This is a genomic window from Sphingobacterium sp. PCS056 (assembly GCF_023273895.1).
In the GTDB taxonomy this organism is placed as follows: Bacteria; Bacteroidota; Bacteroidia; order Sphingobacteriales; family Sphingobacteriaceae; genus Sphingobacterium.
In genome coordinates this window covers 2878165-2895208 of record NZ_CP096883.1, presented here as the reverse complement: position 1 = coordinate 2895208, position 17044 = coordinate 2878165, and the positions used below count along the sequence as shown (strand labels likewise).

Annotated in this window: 14 protein-coding genes; 9 read left to right on the top strand and 5 right to left on the bottom strand. The window is 38.2% G+C overall.

The features are described from left to right. The first annotated feature begins 166 nt into the window (after window positions 1-166). From MUB18_RS11935 to MUB18_RS11915, 5 genes are all read left to right on the top strand, one after another. The gene (locus MUB18_RS11935; RefSeq protein ID WP_045753821.1) at window positions 167-991 is read left to right on the top strand and encodes a prephenate dehydratase; all 825 of its coding nucleotides are present in this window, start codon (window positions 167-169) and stop codon (window positions 989-991) included. Window positions 992-1119: 128 nt separating this feature from the next. Then, complete coding sequence (locus MUB18_RS11930; RefSeq protein WP_045753820.1) at window positions 1120-2226, top strand: chorismate mutase; 1107 nt, start codon at window positions 1120-1122, stop codon at window positions 2224-2226. After that, complete coding sequence (aroA, locus tag MUB18_RS11925) at window positions 2226-3473, top strand: 3-phosphoshikimate 1-carboxyvinyltransferase (protein WP_248753239.1); 1248 nt, start codon at window positions 2226-2228, stop codon at window positions 3471-3473. Before MUB18_RS11930 ends, aroA begins: the two co-directional genes overlap by 1 nt. A 68-nt stretch (window positions 3474-3541) precedes the next feature. Then, window positions 3542-4645, top strand: a complete 1104-nt coding sequence (aroC, locus tag MUB18_RS11920; RefSeq protein WP_248753238.1) for a chorismate synthase — start codon at window positions 3542-3544, stop codon at window positions 4643-4645. Continuing rightward, window positions 4635-5495 (top strand): ROK family protein, encoded by an 861-nt coding sequence (locus MUB18_RS11915; protein WP_248753237.1) that lies wholly within the window; start codon window positions 4635-4637, stop codon window positions 5493-5495. Before aroC ends, MUB18_RS11915 begins: the two co-directional genes overlap by 11 nt. Before the next feature lie 21 nt (window positions 5496-5516). Here MUB18_RS11915 and MUB18_RS11910 read toward each other — a convergent pair whose 3' ends face one another. Then, window positions 5517-7931, bottom strand: a complete 2415-nt coding sequence (locus tag MUB18_RS11910; RefSeq protein ID WP_045753816.1) for a thiamine pyrophosphate-dependent enzyme — start codon at window positions 7929-7931, stop codon at window positions 5517-5519. A gap of 212 nt (window positions 7932-8143) precedes the next feature. Here MUB18_RS11910 and MUB18_RS11905 point away from each other — a divergent pair, with 212 nt between their 5' ends. From MUB18_RS11905 to MUB18_RS11890, 4 genes are all read left to right on the top strand, one after another. Beyond that, complete coding sequence (locus tag MUB18_RS11905; protein WP_248753236.1) at window positions 8144-9322, top strand: DEAD/DEAH box helicase; 1179 nt, start codon at window positions 8144-8146, stop codon at window positions 9320-9322. A gap of 86 nt (window positions 9323-9408) precedes the next feature. Next, window positions 9409-10155, top strand: coding sequence for a hypothetical protein (locus MUB18_RS11900; protein ID WP_248753235.1), 747 nt, complete (start codon window positions 9409-9411; stop codon window positions 10153-10155). A 2-nt stretch (window positions 10156-10157) separates the two neighbouring features. Beyond that, window positions 10158-10958 carry a DUF1080 domain-containing protein gene (locus MUB18_RS11895; RefSeq protein ID WP_084405338.1) on the top strand — a complete coding sequence of 267 codons (801 nt, stop codon included), beginning with the start codon at window positions 10158-10160 and terminating at the stop codon, window positions 10956-10958. Window positions 10959-10969: 11 nt separating this feature from the next. Continuing rightward, window positions 10970-11422, top strand: coding sequence for an NUDIX domain-containing protein (locus MUB18_RS11890; protein ID WP_108158941.1), 453 nt, complete (start codon window positions 10970-10972; stop codon window positions 11420-11422). Window positions 11423-12291: 869 nt separating this feature from the next. Here the strand turns inward: MUB18_RS11890 and MUB18_RS11885 are convergent. The 4 genes from MUB18_RS11885 to rny all read right to left on the bottom strand — a co-directional run bounded on the left by MUB18_RS11885 (window position 12292) and on the right by rny (window position 16994). Continuing rightward, window positions 12292-12693, bottom strand: a complete 402-nt coding sequence (locus MUB18_RS11885; RefSeq protein ID WP_248753234.1) for a hypothetical protein — start codon at window positions 12691-12693, stop codon at window positions 12292-12294. 621 nt (window positions 12694-13314) lie between these two features. Continuing rightward, a complete protein-coding gene (rlmH, locus tag MUB18_RS11880; RefSeq protein ID WP_045754144.1) occupies window positions 13315-13788 on the bottom strand; it encodes a 23S rRNA (pseudouridine(1915)-N(3))-methyltransferase RlmH in 474 nt (157 codons plus the stop codon). A 988-nt stretch (window positions 13789-14776) separates the two neighbouring features. After that, window positions 14777-15301: a hypothetical protein gene (locus MUB18_RS11875; RefSeq protein ID WP_248753233.1), complete on the bottom strand. Its 525-nt coding sequence runs from the start codon at window positions 15299-15301 to the stop codon at window positions 14777-14779. A gap of 139 nt (window positions 15302-15440) precedes the next feature. Continuing rightward, window positions 15441-16994: a ribonuclease Y gene (rny, locus tag MUB18_RS11870; protein ID WP_045754146.1), complete on the bottom strand. Its 1554-nt coding sequence runs from the start codon at window positions 16992-16994 to the stop codon at window positions 15441-15443. Between the last annotated feature and the right edge of the window lie 50 nt (window positions 16995-17044).

Here is a 17044-nt window from a genome sequence, read left to right as displayed (position 1 = left end):
CGAAACGAACAAATAATGAAAATGACGACTACATATTTTTTTAATTACTTTTATTTTAGACAATAAGAGCTGGAACGAATTTGTAATCATCACAAGATATTAAAAAGCAAAAGTTCCGGTCAACAATCGGAACTTTTGCTTTTTCTAAGAACATATAAAACAGACAATGGGTTTAAAAATTGCAATACAGGGAGTAAAAGCTTCCTTTCATGAGGAAGCATCACTGAAGTATTTTGGTGAAGACATCGAAACGATAGAATGCGATACTTTCAAAAAGACCTGCGAATTATTAAAGCAGAAAAAAGTTGATTATGTTGTCATGGCCATTGAAAATTCAATTGCAGGAAGCATATTGCCCAATTATAATCTGTTAAGAGATTATAAATTCAATATTGTGGGTGAAATTGCTTTGAGTATTCATCAAAATTTATTAGCCCTACCCGGCGTTAAACTTGCTGATATCAAATTTATCGAGTCACATCAAATGGCTATTCGTCAATGCGAAGAGTTCTTACAAGAATTGCCAGATGTAAAAATTTCAGAAAGTTCGGATACTGCCGCTTCGGCAGCCAAAGTAGCCAATCAAAAATTGACCGATACAGCTGCTATTGCAGGTACTCTTGCCGCAAAAACATATGGCCTCAATATATTAGAAGCCAAGATTGAAACCAACAAAAAGAATAGTACCCGATTTTTGGTATTATCCAATGATGTAGAGGAGCAGGCCAATGCCAATAAAGCATCATTATCTTTTCAGACGGGCAATTCAGTAGGGTCTTTAGCCTCTATTCTACAATGCTTTGCTGATCAAAATATTAATCTGAGCAAGATTCAGTCCATGCCTGTCATCGGGAAAAGAAACGAATATGATTTTTTCGTTGATGTCGAATGGAAAAAACAGTCAGATTATGATGCCGCTATCCGTAAAGTATTAAAACATAGTATCAATTTTAATATTATGGGCGAATATGTCAAAAATGACCGCATCTAAATCGTAAATAAATTAAAAAAGTAAAACTCAAAATAGCGCTGAAACCATCATCATCAAAAGCTCTCGAAAAGGAAGGAATAAATGATTATGATCGTTTCATAACCACTCAAAAATAAAATTACATAGCAATGAAAAACACATTAGATATCGTCCCTTTAAAATCTTGGTTAGATACAGGAGACAAGCCATTAATTATCGCAGGCCCTTGTAGTGCTGAAACAGAAGATCAATTAGTATCAACAGCACATTTATTAGCAAATACCGGTAAAGTAAACATTTTACGTGCAGGTATATGGAAACCACGTACTCGTCCAGGAGAATTTGAAGGTATTGGTTCTATTGGTTTAGAATGGTTGAAAAGAGCAAAAGCTGAAACTGGTCTATTGACAGCAACAGAAGTAGCGACTGCCAAGCACGTAGAAGAAGCTTTAGCTGCTGGTGTAGATGTATTATGGATCGGTGCACGTTCTACGGCAAATCCTTTTACAGTTCAAGAAATCGCTGATGCATTAGTTGGAGTTGATATCCCTGTATTTGTTAAAAACCCAGTCAACCCTGATTTATCATTATGGTTTGGTGCTTTAGAGCGTATCAACCGTGCGGGAATCAAAAGATTAGGTGCTATTCACAGAGGCTTCTCATCTTACGAAAAATCGGCTTTCCGTAATGAACCGATGTGGGATCTTGCCATCCAGTTAAAATCTTTATGCCCAGATTTACCTATTATCAATGACCCAAGTCACATCTGTGGTAACCGTGAACTGTTGCCATACATTTCTCAAAAAGCAATGGATATGGACTTACAAGGTTTGATTATTGAATCGCATATCGATCCTTCAGTAGCTTGGACTGATGCCAAACAACAAGTAACACCAGCTGCTCTTGCTGATTTGATCGATCATTTAAACTTACGTAAAGCAGATTCAGACAATCCAGCTTTTGAAGATAAACTTGCAGAGTTGCGTACCAATATTGATAAATTAGATGATCTCATCATTCAAAAAATTGGTGAACGTATGAAAATCGCTGAAAAAATCGGTGAATATAAACGTGATAATAGTGTCACGATCCTACAAGTAAACCGTTGGGATGAAATCGTTCAAAAACGTACCCAGCTTGCTGAGGCATTAACGTTGAGCAATGATTTTGCAGTAAAGTTCTTAGAATTACTACACAACGAATCGATTCGTAAGCAAAATGCAATTATGAATACTCAACCTACTGCGGAGGCATAATGAGTCAACAGGTGATTACACTTACTCACCCATCCAAAAGTATTAATGGTACGGTTCAACTGACTGGTTCAAAATCAGAAAGTAACCGTGCCCTTATTATTCAAGCATTGGGAAAAGGGAAAGTACAAATAGAAAATCTTTCGCAGGCTTTTGATACGGTCACATTAAGAGAGGCGCTTCAAACCGCTGCTCATGCAACATCTGGTGTGACTAAAATCGATATTGGCCCTGCAGGAACAGCGATGCGTTTCTTGACGGCTTACCTCAATTTGATCAAAGGAAATTTTATTCTAACAGGTTCCGAACGCATGCAGCAAAGACCCATTGGAATTTTGGTAGATGCGTTAAAAACCGTTGGTGCTGATGTCCACTATGAAGCAAAATCAGGCTTCCCTCCTCTTAAAATAGAAGGTGGCATGTTTCAAGGTAAGGATAAAATTGCGATCAAAGGAAATATCAGTAGTCAATACCTATCGGCTTTACTACTCATCGCAGCATCTTTGAAAAAAGGTCTAACGCTAGAAATTGAAGGCGAGCTGACTTCAAGACCTTATGTGACGATGACCTTAAATATGCTCAAAGAAGTTGGCATTAAAAACGAATGGATCAACAATACCATTCACATCCCTCATCAAGAAACAAAAGAGGCAACGATATATGTGGAACCAGATTGGAGTGCCGCATCTTATTGGTATGCGATCGTAGCTCTGTCCAATTCTGGATCGATCACGCTTCCTGGTCTCAAAAAAAATAGTCTACAAGGCGATATCGCTATTGTAGAAATCATGAGCCATTTTGGTGTGGCATCCGCATTTGAAAAAGATGGATTGCACCTCACCAAAATAAGTGAACCTTCTGGAAAGACATTTTTCGATATGAAAGAATGTCCAGATTTGGCCCAGACCGTAGTGGTGGTCGCTGCGGCATTACGACGCGACATCTCTTTAACTGGTCTTGAAACGTTAAAAATCAAAGAAACAGATCGTATTTTAGCTCTGAAAACTGAAATTGCTAAATTCGGTGCAAAATTAATAGAAGACGGAACAACCTATCACATCAAAACGGATGGAGTCTTCGAACCCACAGCGGTTTCTTTTGCCACCTATGAAGATCATAGAATGGCAATGGCATTTGCCCCTCTTGCTTTAATTTTCAAAAGCATTCAAATTGAGGAGCCGCATGTTGTGGAAAAATCTTATCCAGATTTTTGGAAACATTTAGCTGAGCATAAATTTATCATTACTTAGCAAAAAAAACCGCAATAATGCTCCTATTATTGCGGTTTTACCTATATTTATAGAAATTATATTAAATCATGGCAGGAAATTCATTTGGCGATTTATTTAGAATAAGCACGTTTGGGGAATCTCACGGAAAAGCGATTGGTGTTATTTTAGATGGTTGTCCTCCAAATATCGCTATTGATGAGGAGTTTATACAATCAGAACTGGATAAACGCAAGCCTGGTCAATCCAAAATAACAACACAAAGAAAAGAGAGTGATACCGCTCAAATTCTTTCAGGTGTATTTGAGGGAAAGTCAACAGGAACACCCATTGCCATACTCATTCCGAATGAAGATCAACGATCGAAAGATTACTCACATATAAAAGATATTTTTAGACCCTCACATGCAGATTACACCTACCATATGAAATATGGTCATCGTGACTATCGCGGTGGAGGACGTTCTTCGGCAAGAGAAACCGCTGCTCGAGTAGCGGCCGGTGCCATTGCAAAATCTTTCTTAAAGCAGCATGGAATAGAAATTTTTGCACACGTGTCTGGCGTCGGCAAAATTGAATCTCCAAATCTCGATACAAAAGACTTAAACGCCTTGTTAGATCTGAGAGAATCTAATATTGCACGATGTGCTGATCCCGCAACAGCAAAAGAAATGATTGAATACATCGATGCTGTCCGTAAATCAGGTGATACAGTAGGTGGCCGCATCTCGACGATTATCAGAAATGTGCCCGTTGGACTGGGTGAACCTGTATTTGATAAACTACATGCAGACCTGGCAAAAGCCATGATGAGCATCAATGCCGTCCACGGATTCGAATATGGGTCTGGTTTTGCAGGTTCAGAATTATTAGGATCACAACATAACGATCTTTTTATTTCCGACGAGCACGATATTAATCAGACTAAAACGCACACTAATTTTTCCGGAGGAATACAAGGTGGTATTTCAAATGGAATGGATATCACGTTTAAAACCGCATTCAAGCCTGTTGCGACCATCATGAGAGATCAACAAACCATAGACTCAAATGGTAATGAAGCTACAGTACAAGGAAAAGGAAGACATGATCCTTGTGTCGTCTCACGTGCCGTTATTATTGTTGAAGCAATGGCTGCATTGGTTATTGCTGATCATTTATTAAAACAATCTAGTTACAAAAATGTCAGATAAAAGTGAATTCATTTTAGGAGTGGATATTGGCGGCACACACATCAGCGTCGCCATAGTGAATAAATTAGATTGGAAAATTATTTCAGAAAACGTGGTTAGAAACCACGTTTTTTCACAAGAAAATGCTAAATCGATTTTCCTTACTTGGGCAAACACAATCAACAGTTGTGTGGCAGCAGGTGGTTCAAATGTCAAACATATTGGTATTGCTATGCCAGGACCTTTTGATTATGAAAATGGCGTTTCTATGATGACAGGACAGAGTAAATACGACGACCTGTACAAAATGAATATCAAAGCACCTCTATCCACATTGATCGGAATACCGGAACAAAACATACACTTTATCAACGATGCCGCTGCATTTCTCCAAGGAGAAGTTTTTGCTCAACATCTCCATACAAAACAAAGAGTACTGGGGATCACCCTAGGAACAGGATTAGGTTCAGCCGTTTGGAATAAGGGAGAAAAATCATTTGATGCAGATCTTTGGAATACACCGTATCAGGGTTTGATCTTTGAAGAATTCTTGGTGACCAGATGGTTTATAAGAAGATTTAAAGAACTGACCAATATTGAAGTCACAGGTCTAAAACAAATAATCACCGAACATCAAGATAAACCTGCATTCAACATCATATGTGATGAATACAGCACCCATTTGATTGATTTTCTTGATTTTTTCAGTAAAAAATATCATTGTACCGATTTTGTCATCGGAGGAAATATTGCCAAAGCCTTGCCTCTATTAATGGCAAGCAAGAAAAATGAAATTGAAGCATTCCATATCAAGACAGCAATTCTAGGAGAAGAAGCTGCTATTATTGGAGCAGCAGCACAGTTCTCCTAAAAACTAAATATCCCACGCTGTTTAAAACAGTGCGGGATATTTATCTGGATTACCCTCATTCATCATTTCAAAAACCACTTCTACAATATCATCGCTCGAAGGTTTCGTAAAATAATCTCCATCAGAACCATACGGAGGACGATGTGCTCGGGCACTTAATGTACGAGGTTGGCTATCTAATAAATAATAGCCATTTTGTTCTTCCAATATCTGTTGCATTATAAACGCCGACGCACCACCAGGTACATCCTCATCTACAACCAATAATTTATTTGTCTTTTTTAAAGATTCGGCACTTAAATGCGCTCGATCAAAAGGTTGCAAAGTTTGTGCGTCAATGATTTCCACACTTATCCCCAATCGATCCAGTTCCATCGCTGCTTCTTCCACCACACGCAAAGTAGACCCATAAGATACGATGGTGATATCCTGGCCCTCTCTAATACGTTCAGCATAGCCGATGGGTACCGTAAAATCACCGATATTATGAGGTAAACGTTCTTTTAATCGGTATCCATTTAAACACTCGATCACCAATGCAGGTTCATCCGATCTAAATAAGGTATTGTACATCCCTGCCGCTTGCGTCATATTGCGTGGTACACAGATATGCAGACCTCTCAATGTGCCCAAGATCATGGACATCGGTGATCCCGAATGCCAGATACCTTCCAAACGATGGCCACGTGTACGAATGATAACAGGTGCTTTTTGACCACCAAACGTGCGGTAACTTAAGCTCGCGAGATCATCACTCGCCACCGTAATGCCGTATAGCAGGTAATCTAAATACTGAATCTCAGCAATAGGTTTAAGACCTCTAATAGCCAATCCTATTCCTTTCCCAATAATCGAATTCTCCCTAATTCCGGTATCAAATACCCGATGTTCACCAAACTTTTCTTGTAGCCCGGCAAAACCTTGGTTCACATCACCAATTTTACCCACATCCTCACCAAAGGCGATCAATCGTTCATCACGAAGAAAATTCTGTTCAAAACAAATGTTCAGGATCTCCCGTCCATCGATGATCTTGGCGTCGTCCGAATAAAACGGTTCGACCACTTCAACGTGGTCCGGTCCCTGATGACCAGTGGTAAACAATTTTGAGTTATATCTTTTTTCATTGACCTGCTGCTGTTGCTTATACCAAGCCAACAAAGTCGCCTTACCATCAATATCTTTCCCTTTCAATTCACGAATCACCTTACGTACAGTGCTGTACACCTCTTTTAGCGAAGGTTCGGTTAGAGACTGCAATTGCTTGAGCGGCAATTCGACCGCTTCATCATCGATTTGACTCAATAATGCGATCGCCTGAGAAGCATCTACGGCCAAGGCCTTATTGTAATCCGACCAGGCACGGCGCTGCTCCTTGCGAACAAATTCCTTTGCCTCTTCTTCGATCGCTTTCAATTGTTCTGCCGTGGCAATATCCGAATCGATCAACCACTTTTGCATTTTTACAATACAATCGTTTTCCAATTCCCAATCCAGACGTTCTTTTGATTTATAGCGCTCATGCGAGCCTGAAGAAGAATGACCTTGCGGCTGGGTCAATTCGATCACGTGTACGATACAAGGCGTATGATTTTCACGCGCATATTTTGCAGCACGTTCATAGGTTTGGCAAAGTCCAGGATAGTCCCAGCCCTTTACCTTAAATATTTCAAAACCATTAGATCCATTTTCTTTTTGAAATCCTTTTAATATTTCAGATATATCACCTTTGGTCGTTTGTACCTCATTAGGAACTGAAATCCCATATCCATCATCCCATACGGAGATCACGACAGGTATTTGTTTTACTCCTACTGCATTGACCACTTCGAAGAATACACCTTCAGAAGTGGACGCATTTCCGATAGAACAAAAAACCACTTCATTTCCTCCATTTGAAAAATACTTCAAATAAGATAGATTCGGATTTTCTCGATATAATTTTGAAGCCAGCCCAAGCCCTAGGATACGCGCCATTTGACCACCAGTCGTTGAAATATCCGAAAAGGTATTTTTTTGCTGCGTTTGATCCAGCCAATTACCATCTTCATCGATCACACGAACTGAAAAATGGCAATTCATCTGACGGCCAGCAGAAGAAGGATCTTTCTCGACATCTGGATGTGCATACAATTGAGAGAAAAACTGGTAGATAGTGGTCATCCCACTTGCAAAAGCGAGTGTCTGATCTCGATAATACCCCGAGCGCCAATCCCCTTTTTGAAAGACTTTAGAAACGGCAATCTGTGCCAGCTCTTTGCCATCTCCAAAAATGCCAAATTTTGCTTTCCCGGTTAAGACTTCCTTACGCCCCAATAGACTAACATATCTGCTCTCTACTGCAACCCTATAATCTTCAACAATGATCTTTCTAAAGTCATCAAAACTTAGTTTCGAACTTAAATCACTGCCTTGGTCTAATGTGGTTTCCAACATATTATATTTTCAGTTTCCAACAAATTTAATAAAAATAATATTCTAAAATAATCATTATTAACTTTAATAAAAAATTGAAGATATCTATTTATACCATATAAATATTTGTATTAACGAATTAGCACTTACAATTCGCTTGTAGTTACTCTTCTAAAGATTTTTAATAATTTAATCTCGAAATCATATCTTTGATAAAATCAACGCATAAAAAATTGAAATTTCAAGATCTTCACATTCACTCCCATCTTTTATCTATTTTAACGCAGTCGGGTTTTACCGATCTGACCCCCATTCAGGAGCTTGCTATTCCACAGATATTACGCCGACAAGATCTTATCAGTATCGCCCCCACCGGCACAGGGAAAACCGAAGCCTTTGCCATACCGATCTTACATCGGTACCACACACAGGAAGCATCGCTTCAAGATCAAACCTTAATTTTAAACCCTACACGCGAACTGGCCCTACAGACACAAGCAAGAATAACAGCACTCACACAAGGAAACCACATCTCCACCGTCTCCATCTGTGGCGGTCAAGCTTATGATCAGCAGATCGAAGCGCTATCACAGCATCCAACCCTGATCATAGCTACACCCGGTCGCCTGTTGGATCTATTCGCTCAAGGCATCATTTCCTTTTATTCGGTCAAGACCCTTGTTATTGATGAATTTGATCAAATGCTGGAACTCGGTTTTATGAAAGAAGTCAATCAAATTCTGCAAGCATTACCAAGCGAAAGACAAAACCTCTTTTTCTCAGCCACGCTTCCAAACGATATTTTACGCATCGCAAATAAAACACTCAAAAATCCGCTTAAAATTGAGATCAAAAAAGAAATCAAAAATACAGCTATCGAAGAACGGGTATTTTATGTGGATAAAAGCAATAAAAAAAAGTTGATCAAATATTTAATTGACTTAAATCCGCAGGAGCAGATGTTGATTTTCAGCCGCACTACTCATGGCGTAGAGCGCATTGTTCAAGAGTTAAGAAAAGACGGTATCCTGGCAGAAGCACTATATGGCGATAAGTCACAAAAAAATAGAACCCACGTATTGAATGCCTTCAAAGCCAAGGACATTCAGGTCTTGGTGGCAACCGACCTGCTGGCTCGCGGGGTCGATATTGAAAATCTCCCCATGGTGATCAATTATGAAGTCCCAGACCAAGAGGCCCTATACCTACATCGCATCGGGCGAACTGGCCGAAATGGGTTTTCAGGTAAAGCTTACACCTTTTGTGATGCCGAGGATAATCATAAATGGATTCAACTTCAATTGCTATTGCATAAACAAATCAAAATCGACGACCAACATCCGTACGTATTAAGCTGGGATCAAATGATTTCAACCAGTGAACTGAAAAAGGGAAATAGACGAAAAAAATAAGAAATTCAAATTGTTAAGCATTCCGTGTACCCCATTCCTAATAAATTGACTATTTTTACTCACCATTACAAGGATTCAAATTTTATATGAGCACGATACATTTATTTAACGACAGTGAGGATTCCAACGAAAATCTATTGGGAAACTTGTCAAAGACGATTAACATTAACTCTTTACTAGAAGTTCCTTTTCAAGAGCGTGATGAAAAATGGGTGGCGGACTTCTTAGCGAACATTGATGAAGCAACCTTCCAATTGGCCCCATCAGAATTGATTATTGGTCCCGATGGCTATCCATACTTCCAATTGGAAAATGCACCTAAAGATCAAAATTTCCAAGCATTTGTGATCAAACATAAATTGAAAAGCTTCCTGTTGAAAAAAGGAATGGGACTTGCCATCAATACGCATCAAGAACAGCCCGATTGGATCTTCTCCTATGGCGACCTTGTCAATTATTTCTTAAATGAAGAATTTTATACCGATGAGTCGATATTCTCCCAAAAAACGGAAAAGCCACATATTGATAAAGATGAAAAAATCTTAGTCGGTCAACCATCGGATACCATTCTTCCCCAGGACTTACGTCATAACCTCAGGGAATACTTAGTCAACATGGGGATAAAAGATCCTAAGGTGATGCTGATTGCTAGAAATTATGAAGATGAAAATTTGGTAAGCCAAGATTTAGTGTTCAATATTACGCCCGATATGTTTCAAACCGAACAAGATTTTAAACAGATTATGTCGTCTATATCTTGGTTTTTACCGAGACATTACTCTTATATGGGGATCGATGAACATACCGTAGAAAATGGTTTTATGCCTTTATAACAATGAAACTAAAACATATATTACCCATTGGCCTCTGCATGTTCACTGCTGCATGTACGACACAGTCAAGTCCCGCAAAACAGCAAAAGAAGGAGTGGATCAGTTTATTTAATGGCAAAAATCTGGATAACTGGACAGTCAAAATCCATCATCATGAGGTCGGAGAAAACTTTGCCCATACTTTTCGTGTAAAAGACAAGGTCATCCAAGTCAATTATGATGGTTATGGCGATTTCAATGAGCAGTATGGTCATCTTTATTACGATACCCCCTACTCCCATTATCATGTCAAATTGGAATATAGGTTTTACGGCGATCTGCAAAAAGGAGCACCCTCTTACACCTTGCGCAATAGTGGTCTGATGTTTCATTCACAAGATCCAAAGACTATGCCCAAAGAGCAGGATTGGCCAATATCGGTTGAAATGCAATTTCTAGGAGGGCTAAGTGACGGTCAGCCAAGGCCAACGGGCAATATGTGTTCCCCAGGGACAGATATTGTGTATCAAGGCAAAAAACTGGAATCACATTGCCTCGATTCATCATCTAAAACATATGATGGAGATCAATGGGTGAAGGCTGAATTAATTGTCCTTGGTGATTCGTTGATTACCCATATCATCAATGGCGATACCGTACTTCAATATAGCGAACCGACCATCGGCGGTGGAGTGGCAAACCGATACGACCCTAGAATAAAAATAGACGGCAAAAAGCTGAAGCAAGGCTTTATCGCATTGCAAAGTGAAGGCCAACCTGTCGAGTTTAGAAATATTTACCTGAAAGATTTATCAAAAAAATAAAACAATAACGCATGTTTCCTTTTAATGTAAGAGTGTACGGAATTTTGATCAATGATAATAATGAAGTGCTCATCAGCGATGAGAAAACTGAAAACGTATCTTTTACCAAATTTCCCGGAGGAGGTTTAGAATATGGAGAAGGATTACTTGATGCTTTAAAAAGAGAGTATCAAGAAGAGTGTAACTTTGATATTGAAGTCATATCACATATTTATACGACCGATTTTTACGAAAAATCAAGTTTCAATGAAAGTCAAATTATATCCATTTACTATTTAATTAAGAATACCAGCCCCATCGCGATCCGAACGACAAGCCAAGAATTTGATTTTGAAGGACAGGAATATGAAGACGGTAAAGCACAATCTTTCCGTTGGGTAAAAATCGATGATTTACAAGAAATGAGCCTAACTTTTAAAACCGATCAGGTCGCCTGGAATGTTTTTTATAGAGATAAAAAATAAATTTGCATTTTTAAAAAAATTCATTAAATTTACGTTGACCAACAAGAGAAACATCTTTTGTAAAAGAAACCGAATACGTTTATTTTTTTTTAAGATTACTCATCATGTGAAAGCATGACGTTTTGGTATAATCAAATTTGCAAATTCCTAGTTCTATAGGTTTTTTAATAGTTAGTGTGATTTTATGGCGATACTCCCAGTATCGCCTATTTTTTTATAGAAATCAATTATACACCGACAAATTTCACAAGTAAATACTTAAAGAGTAACGTCGCTGTATTTTGTAAAATCCTGACATGGAGCAGATTTTCTTTATCAGAAAATATATTAACACATTTGGTAATACGCCTTTTAGAATACCAAAAATAACAACTCCCTTCAACTTGACCATTCAGCCAATTTAGTTGCACAAACAATACTGCTTTTCAAATCTGATCCACCGCTTAAATTTTCTCACCCCAATCGGTCAATTTCGCCTTATTCCTGAGCTGCAGAAAGGATATCTTAAATTTCATACCTGTGCACAGTCCACTGATTTAGACATCATCAATATCCCCCATCTTTTTATCTCACAAGCATTTTAAGCGATTTACGAGATGATCATCACAAAAACACCCTCATGTATGATAAATAAAACTTAACAGCTTAAAACTTCTTATTTCAAATGAAGCACCTTTAAGGTAAAGATCAAGTATAAATGAAGCATAGATAAAGCGTTGATAGTGCATAGATAGTGTATCAATGGGTACCGTTTTACGCACTATCTATGCTTTATCATTACTTAGCATATGCACTACGCATGCTTGATCTATACCTGAACAACCGTACTGCTGTGCTTGCCGAGACTCCCCTCTTGACCTTCAGCCAAGCTACTGACCTGAGTAGCTTTTAGTAGCTCTTTGGTACCTTCTTAGTAGCTTTCCCGTACACTCTTGGTACCGTATTGGTACACTACCCGTGAATAACCCGTACACTAACGGTACACTCTTGGCCCATTTGAAAGCTCTATTTTGCTTCAAAATGGACAGCAAAAATGTCAAGTTATTTGGATCTGATTCGTACTTTGTTTTAACCTTGTTCGTACCTTGTTTTAAACTTTCTTGTCCCTGCTCCGCAATTGCACAGTCCCTGCACCGTCCATTTCCCGGGTCAGGGACGGGAAATAGGCGGTGCAGAAGCGGTGTATAGACGGCTTTCGGTAATACAGTGTCCGAATCTGGTATGGAGCTGGTATAGATCTGCCCCAACTTGAGCCAGCTTTCGGCAGTCATGGCGTTTTCATGATCCCCGCTCCTAGCGCAACTAAAAAGACAACCACAAAAACTAGAAAATGGGCTATAGGATTTAGGAAGAAAAAGAAGGATAGTTGTTGGTACAATTTTAATTTCAACACATATTTTTCGACTATATATTCAGGTTATAGTTGCTATTAGGGCATCTTCTTTTTACCCTAGAAACAGTGTATGATCCATCTGCTCTATGCTAAAGAATTACGGTACGCCAGATTCGTTTTGATCAGGATCACCTTGGTGATTTAAGCCATTCAACTGCCTTTATTCTGAGTATCGATCATTAAGTCTCTAACCCAATTTATGATTATGGATAGAGCTGATTTGAGTATATGGTACGCTTATTTAATTGGTCACCAAATATGGGATAACCATCAAATAAAAAAAGTTCTAAATATACATCTAGAACTTTTCTATAAACATGGTACTCCCCGATATGCTATGTAAAATAAGCCAATAGCAATACGAGGATAATGCCGACAATAATAATAATTTTGGTGATACGGGAATTACTATCATCGCTTTTAAAGTTATAATCTCTTTTACTTGGTAACATATTAACTCCTTTCTTTAGTAGATGCTCAAATTAAATAATTTCCATAATTATTCATGATGATATGGCTCACCTTTTAATATTGAAAATGCGCGATACGTCTGCTCAACAAAAAACAAACGGATCATCTGATGTGAAAAGGTCATTTTTGACAATGATATTTTCTGATTTGCACGCTGATAGATCTGATCATCGAAACCATAAGGTCCACCTATGATAAAAATAAGATGCTGCGTGCTCTGAACCATGTGCTTTTCCAGATAGGATGCAAATTCCAAAGAACGATATTCCTTTCCAAACTCATCCAGTAAGACCACCGTATCATGAGAAGTGATATACTTTTGCAAAAGCTGTGCTTCTTTCTCTTTCTGCTGCTCTTGGGTCAAATTTTTGCTATTCTTGATATCAGGAATAACGACCAAGTTAAAGGTAATATAAAACTTTAATCGCTTCAAATATTTTTCAATACCTTCAATCAAATATTTTTCATCTGTTTTCCCAATGCACAGCAACGTTATTTTCATAAATCATCCTCTTTCTACAAAAATGACTTATTTTTTGATTATTCTATCATAAAACTTCCACTTTATTAAACAAATTAACTTCACGCTTTGTTTAAATATTTTAGATTTACGGGATTATTAACCACAAGTAGCAGAAAAGTTTTTGTTCAGCTATTACCCTATAAAATAGCATAGTCACTGATCTTCATCAAACTTTAGATAACAAGATCACCATCGTTTAAGACAGCTAAAAGTTAGCATAACAATTAAAAAAACGTAATCATGAAACTGCCTTTATGATCAGATATCTGAATAAAGAAACATGCTTAAAGGCTTATAGAGGCCATTTTCAAGGCTAAGCTCCCCCTTTCTTGGATTACTTTTTCGTTTTGGGCATCCCATCCTTAACAACTTGCTGCACCTTTTTATAAAATAGTGCATGAAGATTTATAAACTTAACACGCGAATATCTAAAAAGGGAACAAAGTTTTATAAACTTGGATCCAAGTTTATGAAATAGTGATCGGAACTTCTAAAAAACCGAACCCTATTTTCCAATAAGGGAATGCTATTTTAAAATTTCGGATTACGAATCCTGAATTTGCTGTCGATCTCGGGATAGGATTGATCCGAGTTTTACAACAAGGGAATCCCTTTTCGAAATAAGTAACCCAAGATGTATAACAAGTGATCGCTTGCTGGCCGTAATGGATCGCTTCTTCCCAACAGTGTGATCAACTTTTTGAAATCGCGATCGCACTTTATCAACAAGGGACTTCCTAAAGCTAAAAAGGAATCCAACTTCACCTCATTTTTGTATCGTGCGACGGAAAGAAACTTAAATTAATAAGCACATCAACTAAAATATAACTCGTGCTCGTATGCCCTATAAGTGAGCAAGAGTTGCGGAAAATAGATGATAGAAGCATCAATTCCATGTGCCATATCATGCATAAAAAAAGCCTTGTTGTACTGAAACAACAAGGCTTTTAAGATCGCTCAAAAACTTTTAATATTTAAGTTTGATCCTCTGAAAAGCAAAGTGCCATAACCAAATAGGCCCTACCGTCAGAAACAACCAAAACTGTTTGAACGAAATCGTATTTTTTTCCTTGGACTTCCCTACCCATAATACAAGTAGTGAAATTAAAGTGATTATCGTAGAAACCAACAATACACCTGGACCTCCATCACGCTCTATATATTCGAGCTGTACAATAAAATAACTCATGATACCAATGCAGAGCAATACGGCATACGATAAGGTCGGAGAAAGCTTTAAATAGTAGTAAATAACAATTGCAATAAAGAAAGATCCCCAATTCAAAAAGGTGTGCCAGCCCAGTTTGACTAAAAAATCAAATTGTGGAAATGGAATCATCCAGATCATCCCCATCAAGCCGAAAAAAAATAGCGGTAAAAATATAATTTGAATCATCCTATTGGTAGGATCTTGAAAATTAGCATCTAAATGATCAAAATATTGATCAACGGGCCTTTTGACTTCTGGTACGGGAGCTTGTTTTTTCTTCATTTAATCGAGATTACAGTTTTTGCCAAATAATACAGCAAAAATACTAAAAATAAAAATTGAAATATAGACCTAAAGCGCTATTAAAAGCAAAAGCCTCAACGATGTTGAGGCTTTTGTACTTGATATGTTGACATTCGCGTTATTTCGCGTATGCGACCGAACGGATTTCACGGATAACAGTTACTTTGATTTGACCTGGATAGGTCATCTCGGTCTGAATCCGGTTTGAAATATCAGCGGCTAAAATCTCTGCTTGCGCATCTGATATCTTCTCACTTTCAACAATAACGCGTAGTTCACGCCCTGCTTGTATCGCAAAAGTTTTTTCAACTCCTGGATATGATAATGCTAGATCTTCTAATTCTTTAAGACGTTTGATATAACTCTCTACCACTTCACGGCGTGCTCCTGGACGCGCTCCAGAGATCGCATCACAAGCTTGAACAATTGGTGAAATCATAGCAGTCATCTCGACTTCATCATGGTGGGCACCGATTGCGTTGCACACATCAGGATGCTCCTTGTATTTTTCGGCCAACTGCATCCCTAAAATCGCGTGTGGCAATTCAGGATTATCGTCAGGCACTTTACCAATATCGTGTAAAAGACCAGCTCGTTTTGCGTGTTTCACATTTAAGCCCAATTCTGCAGCCATTGTTGCGGCAAAATTTGCGACCTCACGTGAGTGTTGCAATAGATTCTGTCCATAAGAAGAACGGTAACGCATACGGCCTACCATACGGATCAATTCCGGATGTAAACCGTGAATACCTAAGTCAATAGCTGTACGTTCACCAATTTCCACAATTTCGTCTTCAATCTGCGTACGTGTTTTTGCGACGACCTCTTCGATACGTGCCGGGTGGATACGTCCATCTGTGACCAAACGATGTAAAGCTAAACGTGCGATTTCACGACGTACTGGATCAAAACCAGATAAAATAATGGCTTCAGGTGTATCGTCTACAATGATCTCAACACCGGTTGCTGCTTCTAAAGCACGGATATTACGTCCTTCACGTCCGATAATACGTCCTTTGATTTCATCATTTTCAATATTAAAAATCGAAACGGTGTTTTCAATCGCAGATTCAGTTGCCGTACGTTGTATGGTCTGGATAACGACTTTCTTTGCTTCTTTAGTTGCTGTCAATTTAGCTTCGTCAACGATATCTTTAATTTGACTAATCGCTTGAGAGCGAGCTTCTTCGCGTAGTGAATCTACCAATTGGTTTTTAGCTTCTTCAGCGGTCACCCCAGCAATACCTTCTAATTGCTTGATATGTTGTAATTTGATCTGCTCGACTTCTTCAGACTTACTTTCATTGACTTCAACAAGCTTTTCAAGTTGCTTGCGTGTAGCGTCTAATTCTTGCTTTTCACGGTTTAAGTTTTCAAGCTTCTGGTTGACTGATTGTTCTTTCTGACGTAAGGTATTTTCCTTTTGACTGATGGTATTATTGCGTTGGCTGACCTCTTTTTCATGCTCTGATTTCAACTGTAGAAACTTTTCTTTTGCTTCTAATAGTTTTTTCTTTTTCAGATGTTCTGCTTCTTGATCGGCTTCTTTTATAATGCTTTTCACCTTTTCTTGAGCTTCTTGTGTTTGTTTAGTAAACATAAGAGCTAAAAGATAACGGCCAATTGCAATACCAACAATCAGAGAAAGTATGATATAAATTGCGATGTCCATGTATTTATTAATTGTTTATATGTAGTTTATTTATTTATAATTTTCAAAAA

Excerpts from the sequence above, each read along its gene's own strand:
- MUB18_RS11935 (WP_045753821.1), top strand. The coding sequence starts at position 167 with ATGGGTTTAAAAATTGCAATACAGGGAGTAAAAGCTTCCTTTCATGAG.
- MUB18_RS11930 (WP_045753820.1), top strand. The coding sequence starts at position 1,120 with ATGAAAAACACATTAGATATCGTCCCTTTAAAATCTTGGTTAGATACA.
- aroA (WP_248753239.1), top strand. The coding sequence starts at position 2,226 with ATGAGTCAACAGGTGATTACACTTACTCACCCATCCAAAAGTATTAAT.
- aroC (WP_248753238.1), top strand. The coding sequence starts at position 3,542 with ATGGCAGGAAATTCATTTGGCGATTTATTTAGAATAAGCACGTTTGGG.
- MUB18_RS11915 (WP_248753237.1), top strand. The coding sequence starts at position 4,635 with ATGTCAGATAAAAGTGAATTCATTTTAGGAGTGGATATTGGCGGCACA.
- MUB18_RS11910 (WP_045753816.1), bottom strand. The coding sequence starts at position 7,931 with ATGTTGGAAACCACATTAGACCAAGGCAGTGATTTAAGTTCGAAACTA.
- MUB18_RS11900 (WP_248753235.1), top strand. The coding sequence starts at position 9,409 with ATGAGCACGATACATTTATTTAACGACAGTGAGGATTCCAACGAAAAT.
- MUB18_RS11895 (WP_084405338.1), top strand. The coding sequence starts at position 10,158 with ATGAAACTAAAACATATATTACCCATTGGCCTCTGCATGTTCACTGCT.
- MUB18_RS11890 (WP_108158941.1), top strand. The coding sequence starts at position 10,970 with ATGTTTCCTTTTAATGTAAGAGTGTACGGAATTTTGATCAATGATAAT.
- MUB18_RS11885 (WP_248753234.1), bottom strand. The coding sequence starts at position 12,693 with ATGACTGCCGAAAGCTGGCTCAAGTTGGGGCAGATCTATACCAGCTCC.
- rlmH (WP_045754144.1), bottom strand. The coding sequence starts at position 13,788 with ATGAAAATAACGTTGCTGTGCATTGGGAAAACAGATGAAAAATATTTG.
- MUB18_RS11875 (WP_248753233.1), bottom strand. The coding sequence starts at position 15,301 with ATGAAGAAAAAACAAGCTCCCGTACCAGAAGTCAAAAGGCCCGTTGAT.
- rny (WP_045754146.1), bottom strand. The coding sequence starts at position 16,994 with ATGGACATCGCAATTTATATCATACTTTCTCTGATTGTTGGTATTGCA.